The sequence below is a fragment of the Comamonas avium genome (assembly GCF_014836675.1).
GTDB lineage: Bacteria > Pseudomonadota > Gammaproteobacteria > Burkholderiales > Burkholderiaceae_C > Comamonas > Comamonas avium.
Genome location: NZ_JACSQK010000002.1, coordinates 79,056 through 100,334, shown reverse-complemented (window position 1 = coordinate 100,334; position 21,279 = coordinate 79,056). Strand labels below are relative to the sequence as shown.

The following is a 21,279-nucleotide window of genomic DNA, read 5'->3' as shown; positions in this document are numbered from 1 at the left end:
CCGAGCAACGTCAATCTTTGTCTTGGTGCTCATCGCAGGGCGGTAGTTCCCCTTTAGAGCGACCATGGAACATGGTCCACCAGACAATCCCCACCAGAATCAACAAAGCGAGCAAAGCTTCAAGCAAAATCAGGCCCATGACCGTATCTCTCCTGCTTCGTGTTTCGATGGCGCTGATTGTAGGCACCCTCGCTGCCTGCTCTTCTGGCCCACGTGTGTCCGGCTCCTCCGGGGGCTCCAACGACGGCCCAAGCACAGGCTTTCCTACCGGTGAGGTGATCGATACCGCCCCGCTGGGGCCGCCCAGCTTTCGTGCAAAAAGCCGCTGGCTGCCTGTGCGCTGGGCAGAGTTGCCCGGTTTCCAAGACGATGCCCTGCATGAGGCGTGGAATGCCTGGCTGCGCAGTTGCGAGCGCCCGCCGGCGGCGCTGGCGGGGCTGTGTCAGGACGTGCGCCGTTTGAGCATTGCCAGCGTACAGGAGCAAAGCCACTGGCTGCAATCGAACCTGCAGCCCTACCGCGTGGAGTCGCTGGATGGCAAGTCGCAAGGCATGCTCACTTCGTACTACGAGCCCGAGATGGTGGGCTCGCGCGTGCGTACGGCAGAGTTCAACATTCCGCTGTACCGCGCACCTGCAAGCTTGGGTGCGCGCAAGCCGTGGTTCTCGCGCCAGCAGATCGATACCCTTCCCGAGGCGCAGGCCGCCTTGGCCGGGCGCGAGATTGCGTGGCTGAACGACCCGATTGAAGCCTTGGTGCTGCACATCCAGGGCTCAGGTCGTTTGCGCATTACCGAGCCGGACGGCAGCGTGCGCCAGATTCGTCTGGCCTATGCCGCCACCAATGACCAGCCCTACAAGAGCGTGGGCCGCTGGCTGCTGGATCGCAATCTGATTACGGATGCCAGCTGGCCCGGCATCAGCGCATGGATTGCGGTGAACCCCGATCGTGTGCAGGAGATGCTGTGGAGCAACCCGCGTTACGTGTTCTTCCGTGAAGAGGCGCTGGAAGGGCTGGACGCACAGTTTGGCCCCAAAGGCGCGCAAGGCGTGCCGCTGACACCGGGGCGCTCGATTGCAGTGGACCGTGGCAGCATTCCTTACGGCACACCGGTGTGGATGTACTCCAAGGGCATGGAAGTGGAATACAAGCGCCTGGTGCTGGCGCAAGACACGGGCAGCGCCATCGTGGGCGCTGTGCGCGCCGACTACTTCATGGGCTGGGGCAAACAGGCAGGAGACCTGGCCGGGCGTATCAAGCAGCCGCTGCGACTGTGGGCCTTGTGGCCCAAGGGTATGCCTGTACCGCAGTAAAAGTGAGCATATAGCGCTTGCCAGTCAATGATTTCAAATAGTTTTAGTGCTGAAATCGTTGATGAATAAGCCTTGATAGCTCATTTATTAGAAATACCATCCAACAAAAAGGCTGCATGACTGCAGCCTTTTTGTTGCCCGCCTGGGCCTTAATCTGTCTCGAAATAGCGCGTGACCCGGGGCGGTGTATCCAGCACGTGGAAGGCCAGCTTGCGCTCACGCAAGGCCACATCGGCAGCGGTGACGCGGTCAAAGCGGCGCAGGTGCTCAATCCAGGACTCATCCACAATTTCTTCCACATAGCGCTCTGGCCGCTCCATGCTGTGCAGCATGCGCCACGCCAGTGCGCCCTGGCGCATGCGACTGCGCCGGCTTTCCTGCATCAGTGTGCGAAAGCGCTTGGCCTTGGCGGGGTTGATGATGAACTCAATGTGCACCACCACGCGGCCCTCTTCGGGCTGGCTGTGTTTGGGCGGCTCCCAGGCTTTGGAGGGGCTCAAATCTTCCAGAGCCTGGCGATCCAGAAATACGCGCTGCACCACCAGCATGCAGACCACGCCAGTGATGGCGGCGGTGATCAGGCTGGCAGGCACCGAGGTGAGCGATGCAATCTTGCCCCACAGCGCCGAGCCCAGCGCCATGCCGCCCATGATGGACATCTGATAGGCCGACATGCCCCGCGCACGCACCCAGTTGGGCAGTGCCATCTGGGCTTTCACGCCCAGCGTGTTGGCCGTAGACAGCAGCGACAGGCCGGCAATCATCATGCACACAATGGCCAGCGCCAAATTGGGTGCCAGAGCCACACCAATGGTGGATGCTGCCTGCAGGCAGGTGCCCGTCAGCACCAGAGCCTCGCTGGGCAAAGCCTGCCGGATGCGGGGCAAAAACATGGCACCGATGATGGCCCCAGCGCCCATGGATGCCAGCAGCACGGTGAACACGCCCGCGCCGCTGATGAAGCCAATGCCATCAAAGCGTTTGGCGGTCAGCGGCAGCAAAGCCATGATGGCGGTGGACATGAAAAAGAACGACACGGTGCGCGCAATTACGGCGCGCATGCGCGGCGATTCTTTGACGAACTGCAGCCCCACGCGCATGGCGCTGGGCAGGCGCTCGCGCCCCAGAGGGTTGATGGCTGCCTGCTCCCGCTGCCAGCGCAGCAAGATGAAGCCCGCCACGATGGACAGCAGCGCATTCAGCACAAACACCCACAGCGTGCCTGCGCTGGCAATGATGGCGCCAGCCACCAGGGGACCCACAATGCGCGAGGCATTCATGGCCACCGCATTGAGCGCCATGGCCGAGGGCAGCAGCGGCTTGCTGATCACTTCGGGAATCAGCGCAGAAAAGACCGGCCAGCGCATGGCCATGCCAATGCCGTTGGCAAATGTCAGGGCCAGAAGCAGCGGGGCGCTCATGGCATCCAGAGCGACGGCTGCGCACAGCAGCACAGCCACGATCGCCACCCAGAACTGCGTGAAGATGAAATAACGGCGTCGGTCCAGGATGTCGGCCAGAGCGCCGCTGGGCAGGCCCAGCAAAAACACGGGCAGGGTGGATGCCGTCTGTACCAGGGCCACCAGCACAGGGGATGTGGTCAGGGAGGTCATCATCCACGCGGCGGCCACATCGTTCATCCAGACGCAGATGTTGGCCACCAGCGTCACGCTCCACAGCAGGCGGAAGGTGGGGGTGCGCAAGGGTGCCCAGGTCGAGTCAGGTCGGGAGGCTTGGGGCGCTGGTGTTGCACCAGGCTCTTCAAGAATGCGCCCTGGGGAGGGCGTGGGCGGAAGGGGGGCTTGGTGGTCGGGCATCACCGCCAATTGTCAGCCCTCTAGCAGCTTCTTGCCGGACATTGCCTGCGAGCGATGGCAGCCATCTCACTTGGCACATGCGCGCAGGTCACAAGTGACCTGCTTGGCTACACGCCAGCGGCCGGCACGGGCGGCATGCTGGATTTCACCTCCCCCAGTGAAAAGCTGGTGTGCATGTCCTTCACATTGGGCAAATTGAGCAGTACGGAACGCGTGAAGTTGGAAAAACTCTCCAGATCCTTGGCAACCACCTGCAGCTCAAACATGCCCTTGCCGCTGATGTAGTGACACGAAATGACTTCGGGGATGGCGCAAATGGCTTCTTCCATCTCCCGGGTGCGCGCGCCAGAGCTGATTTCCGCATCAATGCGCACAAAGGCCAGCACACCCAGCCCGATTTTGTGGCGGTCAATTTCAGCGTGGTAGCCGCGGATGTAGCCCAGCGTCTCCAGCGAACGCACACGCCGCCAGCATGGCGCTGCAGACAGGCCCACACGCTGTGCCAGTTCAGCATTGGTCAATCGCCCATCGGCCTGCAAATGGGCCAGGATGGCGAGGTCAAATTTGTCCAGAGTATTCACGTTTTCCCTTGTTTGAGAAAGGATCTTGCGCAGGATTGGTATTTTGGGGCAAAAAAAGCAATCCCTTATCCCGCGCTCACTTCTACACTTGATTTGGGTCATCGCCCACACACCAAGAGACCAGCCAAACGCATGGTCCATATGAAGGAGACAACGATGAACGCCCCATGGATCAATGCAGTAAGCCCCGTGCTGACACCTGCCAGCCAAGGACGTGCGCTATGAACGCACCCTTGAACGACGCCGTGCGCCTGGCGCTGGAAAACGTCACGCTGGACGACAAACTGCAGCGCGGTTTGCAACACAAATACACGGTGGACAGCGAAGCTGGACACGGTGGATGTGGCGTTCAGCGCTGCAAGCAAGGGGGGGCGCTATGAACGCACCCTTGAACGACGCCGTGCGCCTGGCGCTGGAAAACGTCACGCTGGACGACAAATACACCCTGGAAAGAGGCCGCGCCTTCATGAGCGGCGTGCAGGCGCTGGTGCGCCTGCCCATGCTGCAGCGCCTGCGCGATGCGCAGCAGGGGCTGAATACAGCCGGTTTCATCAGTGGCTACCGTGGCTCGCCTCTGGGTGGCTATGACCAGGCGCTTTGGGCAGCCCAAAAACACCTGGAGTCACAAAACATCGTCTTTAAGCCGGGTGTGAATGAGGAGCTGGCTGCGACTGCCCTGTGGGGCACGCAGCAGCTGGATTTGTACCCGCAGTCGCAGAAGTTCGACGGCGTCTTTGGCATCTGGTATGGCAAAGGGCCGGGGGTGGACCGCTGCTCTGACGTGTTCAAGCACGCCAACATGGCCGGTACCGCACAGCACGGTGGCGTCATTGCACTGGCGGGAGATGACCACATCAGCAAAAGCTCCACGGCGGCCCACCAAAGCGATCACATTTTCAAGGCCTGTGGAACCCCGGTTTTCTTTCCCAGCAGCGTGCAGGAAATTCTGGACATGGGCCTGCATGCCTTTGCCATGAGCCGCTTCAGCGGGCTGTGGTCGGGGATGAAGACGATTCAGGAGGTGGTCGAGTCCTCCAGCAGCGTCTGGGTGGACCCAGACCGCGTGAACATCGTGCTGCCCGAAGACTTTGCCATGCCACCCGGTGGCCTGCACATTCGCTGGCCTGATGCCCCGCTGGAGCAAGAGCAGCGGCTGATGCACCACAAGTGGTATGCCGCCCTGGCCTATGTGCGCGCCAACAAGCTGAACTACAACGTGGTGCAGGGCAGTCAGGACCGCTTTGGCATCATGGCCAGCGGCAAGGCCTACAACGACATGCGTCAGGCCTTGATCGACTTGGGGCTCGATGACGCCACCTGCCAGCGCGTGGGCATTCGGGTGCACAAAGTGAATGTGGTGTGGCCGCTGGAGGCCACGATCACGCGCGACTTTGCACGCGGCCTGCAAGAAATTTTGGTGGTGGAGGAAAAGCGCCAGATCATTGAGTACCAGGTCAAAGAAGAGCTTTACAACTGGCGTGATGATGTGCGCCCCACCGTGGTGGGCAAGTTTGAAGACCGCGAAGGCGGCGAGTGGAGCAAGCCCAGTCACGCCAGTGGCGACTGGCTGCTGCGCGCCAATGCTGACCTGACCCCCGCGCTGATTGCACGCGCCATTGCCAAGCGGCTGAAGAAGCTGGGTGTGCCGCAAGACGTGCAGGCACGCATGGACCAGCACCTGACACTGCTGGATGCCTGTGAGCTGCAGCAGACACAAGCCAATGCCCCTGCGGGGGACCGTACGCCGTGGTTTTGCAGTGGCTGCCCGCACAACACCAGTACCCGCGTGCCCGAAGGCAGCCGCGCTGTGGCAGGGATTGGCTGCCACTACATGACGGTGTGGATGGACCGCTCCACCAGCACTTTCACGCAAATGGGCGGCGAAGGGGTCAGCTGGGTGGGCCAGGCACCGTTCACCAAAGAGGCGCACGTGTTTGCCAACCTGGGTGATGGCACCTACTTTCACAGCGGGTTGCTGGCGATACGCCAGAGCATTGCGGCGGGTGTGAACATTACCTACAAGCTGCTTTACAACGATGCCGTGGCCATGACGGGCGGGCAGCGTGTGGGCGAGCGGCCTGAAGGCCACTCGGTGCTGCAAATCATGCAAAGCTTGCTGGCGGAAGGTGTGCGCAAGCTGGTGATCGTCACCGATGAGCCCGCCAAATACCAAGGGGTGAGCCTGTCGCCCGGGGTGACAGTGCACCACCGCGATGAGCTGGACCGCATTCAGCGTCAGTTCCGTGAGCTTGAAGGCTGCACGGCCATCATTTACGACCAGACGTGCGCCACGGAAAAACGCCGTCGCCGCAAGCGCGGCACGCTGGCAACGCCTGCCAAGACCGTCATCATCAACGAGCTGGTGTGTGAAGGCTGTGGTGATTGTTCGGTGCAGTCCAACTGTCTGTCGGTCGAGCCGGTAGAGACGCCGTTTGGCCGCAAGCGCCGTATCAACCAAAACAGCTGCAACAAAGATTTCTCTTGCGTGAAGGGTTTTTGCCCCAGCTTTGTCACTGTGGAAGGCGGACAGCTTAAAAAGCCCAAGAAGGAAAAAAAGGGTGACCTTTCCCTGCTGCCAGCGATTGCCGAGCCGGTGTTGCCCGATGCCACCCAGGCGTGGGGCATTGTGGTGGCCGGGGTGGGCGGTACCGGGGTGATCACCATTGGCTCGTTGCTTGGCATGGCGGCACACCTGGAAGGCAAGGGTGTCATCACGCAAGACGCTGCGGGCCTGGCACAAAAGGGTGGCTCAACCTGGAGCCATATCCAGATAGCCAACACACCAGAGGCCATTCACACCACCAAGGTGGATGTGGGCAAGGCCGATTTGGTGATTGGCTGTGATGCCATCGTGGCGGCGAATGCGGTGACCCTGGCATCCATGCAGTCGGGGCGAACCTTTGTGGCCCTGAACACCCATGGCACACCGACGGCGGCCTTTGTACACAACCCTGATTGGCAGGCACCCGGCGCGCAATGTGAAACCGCGATTGCCCATGCTGTGGGTGGCCAGGCCCATCTGGGCGTCTGGGATGCCGATGAAGTGGCCGTCAAGCTGCTGGGCGACAGCATCTACACCAACCCGCTGATGCTGGGCTATGCCTGGCAAAAGGGCCGTATCCCCCTCAGTCGGCAAGCCCTGTTGCGTGCCATGGAGCTCAACGGTGTACAGGTAGCCAACAACCAGGCCGCGTTTGAGTGGGGCCGCCGCTGCGCGCACAAGCTGGAAGATGTGCAAGCCATTTACCGCACGGCGCAAGTCATTCAGTTCGTGAAGAAACCCGGGGTGCCAGAGCTGGTGTCGCAGCGTGAAGAGTTTCTGACCGGCTACCAGAACGCCGCCTATGCCGCGCAATACCGTGCGCTGGTCGATAAGGTGCAGGCCGCAGAAAGTCAGCTCGGTGCTTCCACGAAGCTGACCGAAGCTGTGGCGCGTTACTTGTTCAAGCTCATGGCGTACAAGGATGAGTACGAGGTGGCGCGTCTGCACACAGACCCGGCTTTCACACAAAAGATTGCGGACATGTTTGAAGGCGACTACAAGCTGGTGCACCACCTGGCACCGCCCACAACAGCGTCCAAAGATGACCAAGGCCATCTGGTCAAAAAAGCGTATCCGCAGCGTATCCGCACCTTGTTCAAGGTGCTGGCAGGCTTGAAGGGTTTGCGCGGTACGGCTTTGGATGTGTTCGGCCGCAACCCTGAGCGCAAAACCGAGCGCACCTTGATTGCAGAGTACCGGGAGTGCATCGAAGGCTTGCTGTCACAGCTGACGGTGGACAAGTTGCCGCTGGCCGTAGAGATTGCCCGCATCCCCGAAGACATCCGCGGTTATGGCCACGTGAAAGAACGGCATTTGCAGGCTGCACGCAGCAAGTGGCAGGCGCTGATGCAGCAGTGGCGGGACCCGGCTGCAGCAAAATAACAGGCTCTTTGACAGCCGGTTATTTCTGAAAAGATAGCTGCTGACGCTTATCCAGTAAGCGCCAGCAGCTCATTTCTTTTAAAAGATATTCTGTGGCAAACACTGGCAGGTACTCAGGTTTAGCTGCGGCATATCACAAGGCGCACGCATACAATGCTTCGTTGACTTGCGCTCAGCTATGCTGTAGCGCTTGGCAGGCCCTGTGGCCTGTTCTTTTTTTTGACCCATTCCATCTTGGAGTTCGTCCGTGTTTATTTCTTCTGCTTTTGCCCAAACCGCTCCCGCAGCCGCTGCTGCTGAAGGCGGCATGATGTCTTCGCTCACCGGCATGCTGCCTCTGGTGCTGATGTTTGTGGTCTTGTACTTTGTGATGATTCGTCCCCAGATGAAGCGTCAAAAGGAACACCGCGCCATGGTGGAAGCCCTGTCCAAGGGTGACGACGTGGCAACCTCCGGCGGCATTCTGGGCCGTGTGGTCGATCTGGACGAGCAGTTTCTGTTCATCGAAATCGCTGCCGGCGTGAAGGTGCAAATCCAGCGTTCCGCCGTGGTGCAAGTGCTGCCCAAGGGCACCGTTAAGTAAGACCAGACTTTCTTCTGGTTGAGCGGGCCGGTGGGCTTGTCTGAAGGCATGCCGCGCCCTGTTTCTAGCGTGAGAGATAGAGCGCGATCATGAACCGATACCCGGTCTGGAAGTACGCGATCCTTGTGGTCGCGCTACTGGTAGGTGTGATCTACACCCTGCCCAACTTTTTCGGCGAGGCACCTGCAGTGCAGGTGTCTTCTGCCAAATCTTCCGTCAAGGTCGATGAGGGTGTACTCACCCGTGTCGAAAGCGCACTGCAAGCGGCCTCGTTGTCGCCAGACGTTCTGACTCTGGAAGGCAATTCTGTGCGCGCGCGTTTCAATACGCCCGACGAGCAGCTCAAAGCCAAGGACGTGATCGAACGTGCTCTGGTGGCCGACCCTGCTGACCCTGCTTACATCGTGGCGCTGAACCTGGTTTCGCGCTCACCCCAGTGGCTGACATCCTTGGGCGCCAACCCCATGTACCTGGGCCTGGACTTGCGCGGTGGTGTGCACTTCATGCTGCAAGTGGACATGCAAGCCGCGTTGACCAAGCGTGCTGAATCGCTGGCGGGCGATCTGCGCACCATGATGCGCGACAAGAGCATTCGCCATGGCGGTATCAGCCGTGATGGTCAGGCCATTGAAGTGCGCCTGCGTGACGAAGCCAGCATGACTGCTGCGCGCAATCTGATTGCCGACCAGTTCCCCGATCTGCAAGTGGCAGAAGTGGGCACCGGTGCCGATGGTCGCCTGCGTGCCACCATCAAGCCTGAATCGCTGCGCAAGGTGCAAGAGCAGGCACTCAAGCAAAACATCACCACGCTGCACAACCGTATCAACGAGCTGGGTGTGGCAGAGCCCGTGATCCAGCAGCAGGGTCTGGACCGCATTGTGGTGCAGCTGCCGGGCGTGCAGGACACCGCCAAGGCCAAGGACATCTTGGGTCGCACCGCGACGCTGGAAGTGCGCTTGGTGGACGAATCCTCCGAGGGCCGCGCAGCTGAAATGGGCACGGGCAATGTGCCGTTTGGCTCGGAGCGCTATCTGGACCGCAGCGGCAACCCGGTCATCGTCAAGAAACAAGTGATTTTGACGGGCGAGAATCTGACCGATGCCCAGCCTGGTTTTGACAGCCAGACCCAGGAGCCAACCGTGAACCTGGTGCTGGATGCCAAGGGCGCGCGCATCTTCAAGGACATCACGCGCGAGAACATCAACAAGCGCATGGCCATCATCTTGTTCGAAAAGGGCAAGGGCGAAGTGGTGACTGCGCCAGCGATCCGCTCTGAAATCGGAGGAGGTCGCGTGCAGATTTCGGGTCGCATGACGACCACGGAAGCCAACGATACCTCGCTGCTGCTGCGCGCAGGTTCTCTGGCTGCGCCCATGGAGATCATCGAGGAATACACCATTGGCCCCAGCCTGGGTGCTGACAACATTGAGCGTGGTATCAACTCCGTGGTGTGGGGCTTCGTCGTTATCGCCATTTTCATGTGCGTGTACTACCACCTGTTCGGCGTGTTCTCTACGGTGGCGCTGGGTGTGAACGTGCTGTTGCTGATGGCGGTTTTGTCCATGCTGCAAGCGACGCTGACCTTGCCCGGTATCGCGGCGATGGCGCTGGCGATTGGCGTGGCGATTGACTCCAACGTGCTGATCAATGAGCGTATACGGGAAGAGCTGCGAGCCGGTCTTTCGCCGCAGGCGGCCATCCACGCGGGCTATGACCGCGCATGGGCCACCATCCTGGACTCGAACCTGACGACCCTGATCGTGGGCTTGTCGCTGCTGGCCTTTGGCTCAGGCGCCGTGCGCGGCTTTGCCGTGGTTCACTGTATTGGTATTGCGACCAGCATGTTCTCTGCCGTGTTCTTCTCGCGTGGCTTGGCGAACCTGTGGTATGGCCGTCAAAAGAAGCTCAAGAGCGTGTCCATTGGCACGATCTGGCGCCCCGACGGCACTGCCGTTGAAGAAGCGAAGTAAAGGAGGAAGACATGGAACTCTTCCGCATCCGAAAAGACATTCCGTTCATGAAATACGCGTTGGTGCTCAACGCGATTTCCATCATCACCTTTGTGCTGGCCGTTTTCTTCCTGGTCACCAAGGGCCTGCATCTGTCTGTGGAGTTCACGGGTGGCACGGTCATGGAAGTGGCCTATAGCCAGCCCGCTGATCTGGAGAAGGTGCGCAAAACCATCCAGGACAAGGGTTACAGCGATGTGACGGTGCAGAACTTTGGCACTGCACGGGATGTGATGATCCGCATGCCCGTGCAGCAGGGCGTGACTTCTGCGCAGCAAAGCGAAAGCGTATTGCAGGCGCTCAAGGCCGCTGACCCTGAAGTCACATTGCGTCGCACCGAGTTCGTTGGCCCTTCTGTCGGTGAGGAGCTGGTCACCAATGGCCTGCTGGCGCTGGTTGTGGTGATGGTGGGCATCATCGTCTACCTGGCGTTCCGCTTTGAATGGAAGTTTGGCGTAGCCGCAGCGTTTGCCAACTTCCACGACGTGGTGATCATTCTGGGCTTTTTCGCGTTCTTCCAGTGGGAGTTCTCGCTGCCAGTGCTGGCAGGTGTGCTGGCGGTGCTGGGTTACTCCGTGAATGAGTCGGTGGTGGTGTTTGACCGTATTCGTGAAACCTTCCGCAGGCAGCGCAAGATGGATACGACGGCGGTCATCAACCACGCCATCACCTCCACCATGAGCCGCACGGTGATTACCCACGCATCGACCGAAGCCATGGTGCTGGCCATGTTCTTCTTTGGTGGCCCCAGCCTGCATTACTTCTCGCTGGCGCTGACCATTGGTATCGTGTTCGGCATCTACTCGTCCATCTTCGTGGGCGCGGCCATCGTGATGTGGCTGGGCGTCAAGCGTGAAGACCTGGTCAAGCCCTCCAAGCAGGAGCAAGACCCCAACGACCCCAATTCCGGGGCTGTGGTCTGAGTTCACAGGCTGACAATCAAAAAAAGGGCACCTCAGGTGCCCTTTTTTTGCGCCTGATGGCTTCAGGCCTGGCCAGTGCGCTGAAACAGACCTCCGGCCAGGCGATGGACACTGCCTTCCAATTCCAGCTCCAGCAACTGGGCCTGCAAATCTGCTGCGCTCCACCCTGTGCGAGCGACGAGGGTGTCCAGATGGACAGGGTCGTAGCCCATGGCGGTGAGCAGTGGGTGCTCATTAGAGGCGGGTGTCGCGGCGACTGTACTGACCATGGCTTGGGGTGTGTGGTCGCCCCATTCATCCAGAATGTCCTGTGCACGTTCGACCAGTTTGGCGCCCTGCTGTATCAGTGCATGGCAGCCACGGGCTTGTGGGCTGTGGATGGAGCCAGGAATGGCGAACACTTCGCGCCCCTGCTCTGAGGCCGTGCGTGCCGTGATCAGTGAGCCGGATGCCAGAGCGGCTTCGACCACCAAGGTGCCACGAGACAGCCCTGAAATAATGCGGTTGCGTTTAGGAAAATTGCTGGCGATTGGTGGGGTGCCCAGCGGGAACTCACTGATGATCAGCCCGCAGTGAGCCAGTTGATGCGCCAGCTGCTTGTGCTGGCGGGGGTAGATGCGGTCTACGCCGGTGCCCACCACCGCAATTGTGGGCAGTGATGCGCTGCTGGCGGCCATGGCTCCTGCATGGGCTGCCGCATCAATACCCAGCGCCATGCCTGAAACAATGCACCAGCCCTGGCCTGCCAGATGGTGGGCAAATTGATAGGCGTTGTCAGCCCCCTGAGGGGTGGGGTTGCGAGAGCCAACGATTGCCAGACTGTGCTGCCAGTCCACGATGGGCGTATGGCGCTCTAGCCAGTGGCGAGCACCCATCACATAGAGCATCAGAGGCGGGTCTGCGGTGTGCAGCAAGCTGTCTGGGTAACGCGGATCACCAAGTGTGATCAGCGCATGTCCCAAATCCGGGCTGTTCGCATGCAGCCATTGCCAGGTGGTTTCGCATGCCGCAGAAAAATTCTCCGGGGGATGACGCAGCTGGGCCGCCTGCGCCAGGCTCACGCAGGTTTGCAGCTCGGCCACTGATTCTGTGAAGATCGCTGCAGCTGAACCAAAGCGTGCAAGCAGGCGGCGTGCGGCAGCGTTGCCAACGCTGGGTGTCAGGGACAAGCGCAGCCATGCCTCCAGATCTGCGCGCTCCCAGTGGGTGATGTCCGCTGTCATGGCATGGATTAGCGTGGTGTTGTCAGTAAATCTCCGACTTGGACGCCGCGTTGAATGTCCATGATGAGGGCGTAGGAGACGCGGTCAAAACTGCGAAACACCATGGCCAGCCCGTTTTCTTCGTTGGGCAGCTGTACGGTGGCGCGTTGTGGATCGGTTTTGTCGACCAGCGTCTGTCCCGTGGTCATCAAGGCCAGCACCATGCCGGGAGCCATCCCATCTTGGCTGCCTTTGTTGATGGTTACCACCTGATATTGCGTGCCGTAGCGTACGGACGTACTGCCGTAAATAGACACAACGTGGGCCGCCACTGCGGTTTGCGGGGCATGGGGCACATAACTCAGGTATTGGCGCGCAGGCTCAGGCAACAGGCGGTCGCCCGGGCGTATTTCTTCCTTGATCTTGCTGATATTGACCGTGCCTGGCACGTAAACGGGCAGCGCATCCTTTTGGGCCGCCATACCCAGCGTTTCACCGCGTTCCAGCTCAGCCTGGCCCAGATACTGCGCTTCATAACCCAGGACTTCTTTGGTGATGGGGTCGTGCAGCGGCGTGGCCTGGCGAAACAGACGGTAGCTGCGCGAGGCCCCCTGCGCATACAAAAGCGGTGCTGTCGACGGCCCACGCACATAGGCGCGGTCACCGGGAGAGAGCATGGAGCGGTCATCCTCGCCGGCGATGATGCGCGGCGCATTGGCAACCGTGTCACTGTCAACGACCAGTGGCTCGGCCAGAAATGCCTCAATGATGTGCATCTGCAGGGTCGGCAGTGCGAGGTCAGACAGACTTTCGCTGCGCACGCGCGGCGAGAGCTTGATGGTGGATGAGCCACCATTGCGCGCTGTGGTCAGGCGGGCATAGTCACCGTCTTTCTCCAGATACAGCTGCTGGCCGGGGTAGATCAGATGGGGGTTGGCGATCGATTGCAGATTCATGCCCCACAGCTCGGGCCAGCGCCAGGGCTGGCGCAGGAACAGGCCGGAAATGCGCCAAAGGGTGTCTCCACGTTGCACGGTGTAGCTGCTGGGTGCGCTGGGGTTGAGCGCCGACAGTGGTACGCCTTGCTGTGCGACTTGCTGGGCGGTGGCACGTTGTTCTGTAGTCACCGCTAAGGAGTGGGTCTGAGCACCACCCACAGAGCTATACAGCGCAGCGACCATGGCCAAAACACACGTGGTGACAGTACCCTTCATGCTCTTCCCTCTCTCTCTGTTATTCAGGCGCGGGCGCCATTTTGTGTAGACAATCTCTGCAGATTCTCATTCCAAGGCCTTGATTGGGCAATGCGTATCAACAACTTGTGCTGCGCGACTGTGCGAAAGTGGCGAAAATAGAGACATATTTCCAGAATTTGCCATGGCCTTACTTCCGATTCTTTGCTTTCCTGATCCTCGCCTGCACAAGGTAGCCAAACCTGTTGAGCAGGTGGATGACCGCATTCGCAAGCAGATTGAGGACATGTTCGAGACCATGTACGACGCCCAGGGCATCGGTCTGGCAGCCACGCAAGTGGACTTCCATGAGCGCCTGATCGTGATTGATGTGTCGCAAGAGCATGACCAAAAACTCGTCTTGATCAACCCGGAAATTGTCTGGGCCAGCGAAGAAAAGCAGGTCAACGAAGAAGGTTGCCTGTCCGTGCCCGGTATTTACGACGGCGTGGAGCGGTCTACTTCGGTCAAGGTCCGGGCGCTGGACGAAAACGGTCAGGCGCGCGAAATCGAAGCCGAGGGCTTGCTGGCTATCTGCATCCAGCACGAGATGGACCATCTGATGGGCAAGGTATTTGTGGAATACCTGTCACCTTTGAAGCGCAACCGCATCAAGACCAAGATGGTCAAACTGCAAAAACAGGCAGAACGCTGATGCCCAAGCTTCCAGCGCTCTCGTTTTTGTGGCGCTGGGCCGTGATGCTTGTGTGCACGGCCACTGTGATGGCATGTGCAGTGCCCGAGTGGCAAAAGCCCGGCACACCCGCTGCGCAGTTGCTTGAGGACATGGGCCAGCCCCACGTGCGTGTGCCTCTGGCCGGTGGCGGTGAGCGCTGGGTCTACAGCCGCCAGCCTGCGGGTCAGCAGGTCTATCACATGCAGCTCGATGCCCAGCAACGTCTGGTGCACGTAGAGCAAGTGCTGCAAGAGGCGCATTTTCAGAAACTGCAGCCGGGCCAGGACAATCGCCAAAGTGTCTTCAACTACTTTGGCAAGCCTGCACTGGTTGAGGGTGTGGGCAACTTCAAAGGCGATATCTGGACCTACCGGATTCGCGAAAATAGCATTGACCGGATGGCCCATGTTTTCATCGACCCGCAAGGCGTTGTGCAACGGGTGATGTTTACCGACGAATTACGCAGCGACGACGACTCGCGCCCATGAAGGCGCTGTCAGTCCTTGCGCCTTGCAGGCCTGGCGCCCTGTGTCAAACGCTGCATCTGCCCAGCCAATGGCAGTAGTTTTCTCCGGATGGAACGCATGAGAGTTATTTTTGCCGGCACGCCTGAGTTTGCGCGTGTGGCCTTAGAGCGCCTACTCAAGGCAGGTTTTGATGTCCCTCTGGTGCTGACGCAGCCAGACCGCCCTGCGGGACGTGGCATGAAGCTGCAGGCCTCCCCCGTCAAGCAATGTGCGCTGGAACACGGCATTGCCGTGGCGCAGCCCTTGAGCCTGCGACTGGATGGCAAATACCCCGAAGATGCTGCTGCGGCGCGCCAGGCCTTGCTGGATGCCAACGCTGACGTGATGGTGGTGGCCGCCTATGGCCTGATCCTGCCGCAGTGGGTGCTGGATTTGCCTCCCAAAGGCTGCCTGAACATCCATGCTTCGCTCTTGCCTCGCTGGCGCGGGGCTGCGCCTATTCACCGAGCCATTGAAGCGGGTGACGCGCAAACGGGCGTGACCATCATGCAAATGGACATCGGTCTGGACACCGGTGACATGTGCCTGATAGAGCGCCTGCCCATTACTGCCACAGACACCACGGCCAGCATGCACGACAAGCTGGCCGATCTGGGAGGGCGCATGATTGTGGAGGCGCTGGAGATGAGCGCCTGCGGCGGCCTGCCGCGCACGCCGCAGCCGGTTGAGGGCGTGACGTACGCGCACAAAATTGAAAAATCCGAAAGCTGGATGGACTGGCACTTGTCCGCCATCGAGCTGGACCGCCGCCTGCGTGCGTTCAACCCCTTTCCTGGCGGTGCTACGCAGTGCGGCGCTGAGGTCATCAAGCTGTGGGCAGCCACCCCTGAGGCCTACAGCGGCAATGCCCAGCCTGGCACCGTGCTGGCAGCGGATGCCGATGGCGTGCTGGTGGCCTGCGCAACTGGTGCACTGCGGCTGATGCAGTTGCAGCGTGCTGGCGGTAAACGCCTGGCCGCGGCCGATTTTCTGCGTGGCTTTGAGCTGCCTGCCGGTACATTGCTGACACTGCCAGACACGGCGGCGGAGTAAGCCGTGCGTACACAAGCTATCTGGCAGCGCGCCGCGTCAATTGCGCGCGAACCCGCTTTCGAGGCCGGTGCCCGTGCCGTCATGGCCACCATGCTGGGAATTGCCGCCTGGGGTCTGGTCACAGGCGTAGCGATGGTCAAGGCCGGCATGTCGGTGCCTCTGGCTATTTTCATGTCGCTGACCGTGTACGCGGGCAGCGCGCAACTGGCGGTACTGCCTCTGATGATGGTGGGTGCACCGCTGTGGGTGGTGTGGTTCACGGCCACCTGCGTCAACCTGCGGTTTGTGATTTTGAGCAGCATGTGGCGCCACTATTTTGGCCACCTGCGTCTGGCGCACCGCATCACGCTGGGTTACTTTAGCGGCGACATCATTTTTGTGGCCTTTGCGCAGCGCTACCCCACACCCGAGAAAAAGCCTGAGCAGCTGTCGTTTTTCTGGGGGGCAGCCGTGGGCAACTGGGCATCCTGGCAAGTGGCCTCCATTGCAGGCATCTTGCTGGCGGATGTCATCCCGCTGGAGTGGGGGCTGGGCTTTGCGGGGGTGTTGGCGCTGCTGGGCGTGCTGTATTCCATGCTCAAGGACAAAGCCACCTGGCTGGCCTGCGTGGTGGCCAGCGGTGCTGCAGTGGCCGCATTTGCGCTGCCATTGAAGATGAACATCTTGGTCGCTATTGCAGCGGCTGTCACGGCCGGCCTGCTGATGGAAACCGCAGAGCGGCGCGCGGCCCGGTTGCGGCCACAGCCAGCGATCCGGCCCCCGGACCCCAGCAAGGGCGAAAAACACCCGGTGATGCCGCTGCCAGAGCGCACCACAGACAAGGAGTCGGTATGAGTGGACAGTGGAGCGGCGTGCTGCCCTGGGTGGCAACTTTCGGTCTGGCCGTAGTGACTGTGGTCACGCGGGCGTTCTTCATGATTCCTGAACGCGAAGTGCCCATGCCTGAGTGGTTCAAGCGGGGACTCAAATACGCCCCCCTGGCGGCGCTGGCGGCCGTGATTGCACCAGAAATCCTGATGAGCCAAGGCGCACTGATCACCACGCTGGCAGATGCGCGCCTGCCCGCAGCGCTGTGTGCGTCCATCTACTTTGTCTGCAAGCGCGGTATTCTGGGCACCATTGTGGTGGGCATGGCGGTGTATTTGCCGCTGCACATCATCTGGGGCTGGTAAAAATAAGAGCTGCTATCGCTTATGGGCTATAGTTTTTAGATGTAAAACTATCTGAAAACGTTTATGCATAAGCGATAGGTGCTATTTTTTTATGATTTATTCTCCAGTGCCCGCTCGGCGTAGCGTGTAAAGCGCCACGCGGTGCCTTCGGTCGTAATGCGCTGCCAGACGGCACGCTTGGCATAGGGGCTCATGCCGGGCCACAGTTGCACCTCTTCAAAAGTGCGCCCGCAACCTTTGCAATGGTTGTCGCCCTGACTGGTGGAGCAAATGGCAATGCACGGCGTGTCAGGCTGCGTGTCATACCAGGCCAGCCATGCGTACAAAGCGGCCTCGGGCATGTCTTGCAGGGCAATGTGCGTGGCTTTACTGCAAATCAACCCGGCGTACACCTCGGCCAGATGCGCGGTTTCTGCTGCCAGCGCCAGGCCCGGCCCCTGTGCGCAGCGTGCGCGCCAGAAGTTGATAGCGGCTTCCAGATCGGTAATGTGAATGCTTTCCATGAAGTTCCAAGCGTACGAGAGCCGTGCCAGACACAAGATGCGCGGTGCGAACATCCGCAAAATCCACATGCACATTTATCTGCACAGTACTTTGACTTGTGTTTAAATTGCGGCCTTCAAAGGGGAGTAGCTCCCCGCTGGGCCGCAGCATGCGGTAGCAAACCAGCGGATTGGCAAGTCGTCAGTACGAAACTCCGGTTTCCGGCTTGTCAGGTGAGGTCCAGCGTGATCTTGCGGGCAAGACCTTTGGGCGACTGATTACACGTGGTCCCCAAAGAAGCCCCCATAGTGCGCTGGTCCTGCATCACGCGCTTTCAGACTTCCCAGGGTGAGCATGCGTAAGTAACCGCTGCATGGCGCGTTGAGGTGCGTGCGGCTTCCTTTTGAGGTTTTATATGGATATGGATTTCCTGACCCATGCCCCCTTCTGGGTTGCACTGGGGCAAATCATCATCATCGACATCTTGCTGGGTGGCGATAACGCGGTCGTGATCGCGCTGGCATGCCGCAAGCTGCCGCCTGATCTGCGCCGCAAGGGCATCATCTACGGCACCGCCGGTGCCATCGTCTTGCGTGTGATCTTGATCGCGTTTGCCATGACACTGCTGGCGCTGCCAGCGCTGAAACTGGTGGGCGCATTGCTGCTGGTGTGGATCGGTGTCAAGCTGCTTGCGCCTGACGATGAAGGCCACGACAACATCCAGGGCAGCGACAAGCTGCTTGCAGCCATCAAGACCATCATCGTGGCCGACCTGGTCATGTCGGTGGACAACGTGATTGCTATCGCTGGTGCGGCCCAAAGCTCGGGCGAACACCAGATGCTGCTGGTTGTGCTGGGTCTGCTGATCTCGATTCCGATCATTGTGTGGGGCTCGCAGCTGGTGATTACGCTGATGGAGCGCTTCCCGTTGATCATCGTGGCAGGCGGCATGCTGCTGGGCTGGATTGCTGGCGGCATGCTGGTGACCGATCCGCTGTTCGTGAACCCCGACAAGTGGACATGGATGCCCAAGCTGGGCACGCTGGACGAAAATGGCCTGGCCCAGATCTCCAGCACGCTGTACTGGACGGCCCACATCAGCGGTGCGCTGCTGGTGCTGGCGGTAGGCAAGCTGATCGCTTCCAAGAAGTCCGGCGGCCAGGCGGCCCACTAAACCAGTCAGGGCACGGCATGGTCCGTGCCTTGTATCTGGCTCAGCCCTGCTGTGGGTCACACCAAGGAACCAAATCCTCTGGTGGTAGTCTCAGCAGGGCTTTTGTTTTTTTGACACGCCTTCAACTTCTGCTACCGACTGAGGAAAGACATAGATGGAAACCATCATCGTATACGTGGACGACGCTGAGTACGCCCGGCGCTTGCTGCAAGCAACCGCGCAAGCGCCCCAGGCCAGCCGCGCGCAGTGGGTGCTGGTGGCCTGCGCCCCTCGTATTACCCATCGTGTCAGCAAGTTTGTGAGCAATCGCTCTCGTGAAAACTGGCGCAATAAATGGGCGGATCGTCTTTTTCAAGACTGCGTGCCCATGCTCAATGCGCGTGGCGTGCAGGTCAGCACGGTGCTGGCGCGTGGCCCTTTGCCCGAACTGCTGGCCAGCCTGCAGGCCGAACACGGCGCGCAGGCGCAAGTGATCGACATGCGCCGCCCCAAGATGCAGGAGCAAGAGGTACAGCTAGCGGCCGCTCCAGCGGGCGTTTCGCCTCTGCGCAAGCTGGCTGGTACCCTGGCCGGAATTGGTGCACTTTGGACCGTGTTGATTGGCGAAACACTGGCTGCCTGAACATAGCGGGCAGAAATGCAAAAGGGGCTTCAGAGCCCCTTTTTTTATGCTTCATTGCAGATTCATGCCGGTGTGTACAGCGCCAGTGCCCCTGCTGGCTGCTATGCTGGATTCCATGAAAATTTTGCTCAAATGGCTGCTGAATGCAGGCGCATTGCTTTTGGTGGCTGCCGTATTTAGCGGCGTACAGGTTGAAAGCTTTGGCTCTGCGTTGTGGGCGGTGGTGGTCATCAGCTTGCTCAATACACTGGTGCGCCCAGTGCTGATACTGCTGACCTTGCCCGTCACCTTGATTACGGTGGGCCTGTTCCTCTTTGTGATCAACGGGCTGATGCTGTGGTCGGCATCGGGCATGCTGGGCGGCCTGCACGTCGCAGGCTTTTGGGCCGCAGTATGGGGGGCTATCCTTTACTCGCTGCTCGGTCTGGCCATCGAATCACTTCTCGCGCGCCTGTTCCCGCAGCAGTGAATCCACGGCACGCAGCCGTGTATCAATGATCGACGCCTCAATGTAATCGGCCTGCGTATGGCTGCGGCGGGCCAGATCCTGAGCGGCTCTGAAGCGGTCAATGGCGGCCGCATAGTCGTAATGTGCGGCATGCGCCTCCGCTTCTGCGCGGATGGCGCGCAGCCCCAGCCCCTGCGCCTGCCATGCCTGCGCCAGCAAGCGCCAGGCCCAGGCGTCATTGGGCTGCTCAATGACCCAGGTTTGCAGCCGGTCAGACACCTTGTGCGGCTGGCCTGCGGCAATCAGGGCCTGGCTGCCTAAAATCATGGCAGGCCGCGGGATTTTTCCCTGTAAATCGCTCAGGCCCAGCAGCCGCAGTGCGGCCTGTGGTTGCTGGGCCGCAAGCTCCAGCTCTGCCCCCAGCCAGCGCACTTGCTGCTGGGCAGGCGCATCGCCTTGGGTCTGTACGAGTGCCTGAAGCTGACCCCACGATTGGCGGGCGTCGGCCAGGTTCTTCAACTCCATGTAGCTGAGCGTGGCCGCATACAGCTGGCTGGCCTGCTCCAGAGCGGGCAGCTGCGCAAACTCAGGCAGCCGTGGCTGCGCGGCCCACTGGCGCAGCCTGTCAGGGCCTGGGCGGCTCAGAACGCGTGCCCGGGCCGCCATCATGGTGTGCTCCATCGTAGGCTGGGGCGGCTGTGTCTGGTCATGTGGCACCCGCGTCTGCATGTCTGCCATGCGCTCGGTGGTCAGCGGGTGACTGCGCAGATAGGGCCAGCTGCCGTTGTCGTTGAGGCGGCTGGCATGCTGGAGCTTTGCAAACATGCTCACAGCCCCTTGCGGGGCAAAGCCTGCCGGGGCCAGCAGGCTGTAGCCAATGCGGTCAGCCTCGCGTTCCATGCTGCGCGAAAAACTCAACTGGTTCTGAATGGCCGCTGCCTGCCCCCCCAGAATCAATGCATTGGCCGCATCCGGGCTTTTGCTGGCGGCCAGCGCACCCAAAATCATCCCTGCGACCAGCAATGGGGTGCTCTTTTTCTCCTCGCCAATCATGCGTGCAATGTGACGCTGGGTCACGTGCGTCAACTCGTGTGCCATGACGGTGGCCAGCTCATCGCTGCTGGATACCGCACCGATCAGGCCCAGATGCACGCCCAGATAACCACCGGGCAAAGCAAATGCGTTGATGCTTTTATCGCGGCCCAGCAAAATTTGCCAGGCAAAACGCTCCTCCAGCTCCGGCGACATGTCTCCACGTGCCTTGGCGGCCTGCACCAAAGGCTGCCAGATGCTCATCACATAAGCCTGCAGCTGCGGGTCGTCAATGTAGTCCGGGTCGCGGTACAGCGAGCGAATGATGCGGTCACCCAGGCGGCGCTCTTCGCTGCTGGTGATCTCTGCGCCATCGCCCATATTGGGCAGAGCCAGCTGCGCGTGCGTGGGCGCGATATGCCACAGGGGCGCACTCAAGGCCAGTATCAGCAAACTTTTGCGCAGTGCTGGCGCGGCCAAACCAGTGAAAGCAGTCATCATGGGCAACAAAAGGGCGCAAGGCCATCT

At 60.3% G+C, this 21,279-nt stretch carries 20 protein-coding genes; 14 read left to right on the top strand and 6 right to left on the bottom strand.

Annotation, left to right across the window (positions count from 1 at the left end; all coding sequences use genetic code 11):
• Positions 1–137: 137 nt before the first annotated feature.
• Positions 138–1,313 carry a murein transglycosylase A gene (gene mltA / locus H9646_RS03110; protein WP_225213965.1) on the top strand — a complete coding sequence of 392 codons (1,176 nt, stop codon included), beginning with the start codon at positions 138–140 and terminating at the stop codon, positions 1,311–1,313.
• A 149-nt stretch (positions 1,314–1,462) separates the two neighbouring features.
• Here the strand turns inward: mltA and H9646_RS03105 are convergent, their stop codons facing one another.
• Together H9646_RS03105 and H9646_RS03100 are read right to left on the bottom strand one after the other, a co-directional pair.
• Entirely contained in the window at positions 1,463–3,130 is a 1,668-nt protein-coding gene (locus tag H9646_RS03105) for an MFS transporter (RefSeq protein WP_191721882.1), read from the bottom strand.
• A gap of 107 nt (positions 3,131–3,237) precedes the next feature.
• Positions 3,238–3,711, bottom strand: a complete 474-nt coding sequence (locus H9646_RS03100; protein WP_191721881.1) for an Lrp/AsnC family transcriptional regulator — start codon at positions 3,709–3,711, stop codon at positions 3,238–3,240.
• A 221-nt stretch (positions 3,712–3,932) separates the two neighbouring features.
• Here H9646_RS03100 and H9646_RS03095 point away from each other — a divergent pair, with 221 nt between their 5' ends.
• The 5 genes from H9646_RS03095 to secF all read left to right on the top strand — a co-directional run bounded on the left by H9646_RS03095 (position 3,933) and on the right by secF (position 11,151).
• A complete protein-coding gene (locus tag H9646_RS03095) occupies positions 3,933–4,091 on the top strand; it encodes a hypothetical protein (protein ID WP_191721880.1) in 159 nt (52 codons plus the stop codon).
• The gene (locus H9646_RS03090) at positions 4,088–7,636 is read left to right on the top strand and encodes an indolepyruvate ferredoxin oxidoreductase family protein (RefSeq protein ID WP_191721879.1); all 3,549 of its coding nucleotides are present in this window, start codon (positions 4,088–4,090) and stop codon (positions 7,634–7,636) included. The genes H9646_RS03095 and H9646_RS03090 overlap by 4 nt, the downstream gene beginning before the upstream one ends.
• Before the next feature lie 247 nt (positions 7,637–7,883).
• Positions 7,884–8,219, top strand: a complete 336-nt coding sequence (yajC, locus tag H9646_RS03085) for a preprotein translocase subunit YajC (RefSeq protein WP_191721878.1) — start codon at positions 7,884–7,886, stop codon at positions 8,217–8,219.
• 89 nt (positions 8,220–8,308) lie between these two features.
• Positions 8,309–10,189: a protein translocase subunit SecD gene (secD, locus tag H9646_RS03080; RefSeq protein ID WP_191721877.1), complete on the top strand. Its 1,881-nt coding sequence runs from the start codon at positions 8,309–8,311 to the stop codon at positions 10,187–10,189.
• 11 nt (positions 10,190–10,200) lie between these two features.
• A complete protein-coding gene (gene secF, locus H9646_RS03075; protein WP_191721876.1) occupies positions 10,201–11,151 on the top strand; it encodes a protein translocase subunit SecF in 951 nt (316 codons plus the stop codon).
• 62 nt (positions 11,152–11,213) lie between these two features.
• Here the strand turns inward: secF and dprA are convergent, their stop codons facing one another.
• Together dprA and H9646_RS03065 are read right to left on the bottom strand one after the other, a co-directional pair.
• Positions 11,214–12,374 (bottom strand): DNA-processing protein DprA, encoded by a 1,161-nt coding sequence (gene dprA / locus H9646_RS03070; protein WP_191721875.1) that lies wholly within the window; start codon positions 12,372–12,374, stop codon positions 11,214–11,216.
• A gap of 8 nt (positions 12,375–12,382) precedes the next feature.
• The gene (locus tag H9646_RS03065) at positions 12,383–13,567 is read right to left on the bottom strand and encodes a LysM peptidoglycan-binding domain-containing protein (RefSeq protein WP_191721874.1); all 1,185 of its coding nucleotides are present in this window, start codon (positions 13,565–13,567) and stop codon (positions 12,383–12,385) included.
• Between the two features lie 163 nt (positions 13,568–13,730).
• On the opposite strand from H9646_RS03065, the gene def reads away from it, so the two are divergent.
• The 5 genes from def (at position 13,731) to H9646_RS03040 (ending at position 16,992) form a co-directional block, all read left to right on the top strand.
• Positions 13,731–14,240: a peptide deformylase gene (gene def / locus H9646_RS03060; RefSeq protein ID WP_191721873.1), complete on the top strand. Its 510-nt coding sequence runs from the start codon at positions 13,731–13,733 to the stop codon at positions 14,238–14,240.
• On the top strand, positions 14,240–14,749 hold the full coding sequence (locus tag H9646_RS03055; RefSeq protein WP_191721872.1) for a hypothetical protein: 510 nt from the start codon (positions 14,240–14,242) through the stop codon (positions 14,747–14,749). The genes def and H9646_RS03055 overlap by 1 nt, the downstream gene beginning before the upstream one ends.
• A gap of 96 nt (positions 14,750–14,845) precedes the next feature.
• Positions 14,846–15,820, top strand: a complete 975-nt coding sequence (gene fmt, locus H9646_RS03050) for a methionyl-tRNA formyltransferase (protein WP_191721871.1) — start codon at positions 14,846–14,848, stop codon at positions 15,818–15,820.
• Between the two features lie 3 nt (positions 15,821–15,823).
• Positions 15,824–16,654: an AzlC family ABC transporter permease gene (locus tag H9646_RS03045; RefSeq protein ID WP_287918744.1), complete on the top strand. Its 831-nt coding sequence runs from the start codon at positions 15,824–15,826 to the stop codon at positions 16,652–16,654.
• A complete protein-coding gene (locus tag H9646_RS03040; protein WP_191721870.1) occupies positions 16,651–16,992 on the top strand; it encodes an AzlD domain-containing protein in 342 nt (113 codons plus the stop codon). The genes H9646_RS03045 and H9646_RS03040 overlap by 4 nt, the downstream gene beginning before the upstream one ends.
• Before the next feature lie 89 nt (positions 16,993–17,081).
• On the opposite strand, the gene H9646_RS03035 is transcribed toward H9646_RS03040, so the two are convergent.
• Positions 17,082–17,495, bottom strand: a complete 414-nt coding sequence (locus H9646_RS03035) for a DUF3717 domain-containing protein (protein WP_191721869.1) — start codon at positions 17,493–17,495, stop codon at positions 17,082–17,084.
• A gap of 395 nt (positions 17,496–17,890) precedes the next feature.
• On the opposite strand from H9646_RS03035, the gene H9646_RS03030 reads away from it, so the two are divergent.
• From H9646_RS03030 to H9646_RS03020, 3 genes are all read left to right on the top strand, one after another.
• On the top strand, positions 17,891–18,649 hold the full coding sequence (locus H9646_RS03030) for a TerC family protein (RefSeq protein WP_191721868.1): 759 nt from the start codon (positions 17,891–17,893) through the stop codon (positions 18,647–18,649).
• 154 nt (positions 18,650–18,803) lie between these two features.
• The gene (locus tag H9646_RS03025; protein ID WP_191721867.1) at positions 18,804–19,271 is read left to right on the top strand and encodes an adenine nucleotide alpha hydrolase family protein; all 468 of its coding nucleotides are present in this window, start codon (positions 18,804–18,806) and stop codon (positions 19,269–19,271) included.
• A gap of 115 nt (positions 19,272–19,386) precedes the next feature.
• Positions 19,387–19,740 carry a phage holin family protein gene (locus H9646_RS03020; RefSeq protein ID WP_191721866.1) on the top strand — a complete coding sequence of 118 codons (354 nt, stop codon included), beginning with the start codon at positions 19,387–19,389 and terminating at the stop codon, positions 19,738–19,740.
• On the opposite strand, the gene H9646_RS03015 is transcribed toward H9646_RS03020, so the two are convergent.
• Complete coding sequence (locus tag H9646_RS03015) at positions 19,708–21,249, bottom strand: M48 family metalloprotease (protein ID WP_191721865.1); 1,542 nt, start codon at positions 21,247–21,249, stop codon at positions 19,708–19,710. The two genes, H9646_RS03020 and H9646_RS03015, sit on opposite strands and share 33 nt — an antisense overlap.
• Positions 21,250–21,279: the final 30 nt, after the last annotated feature.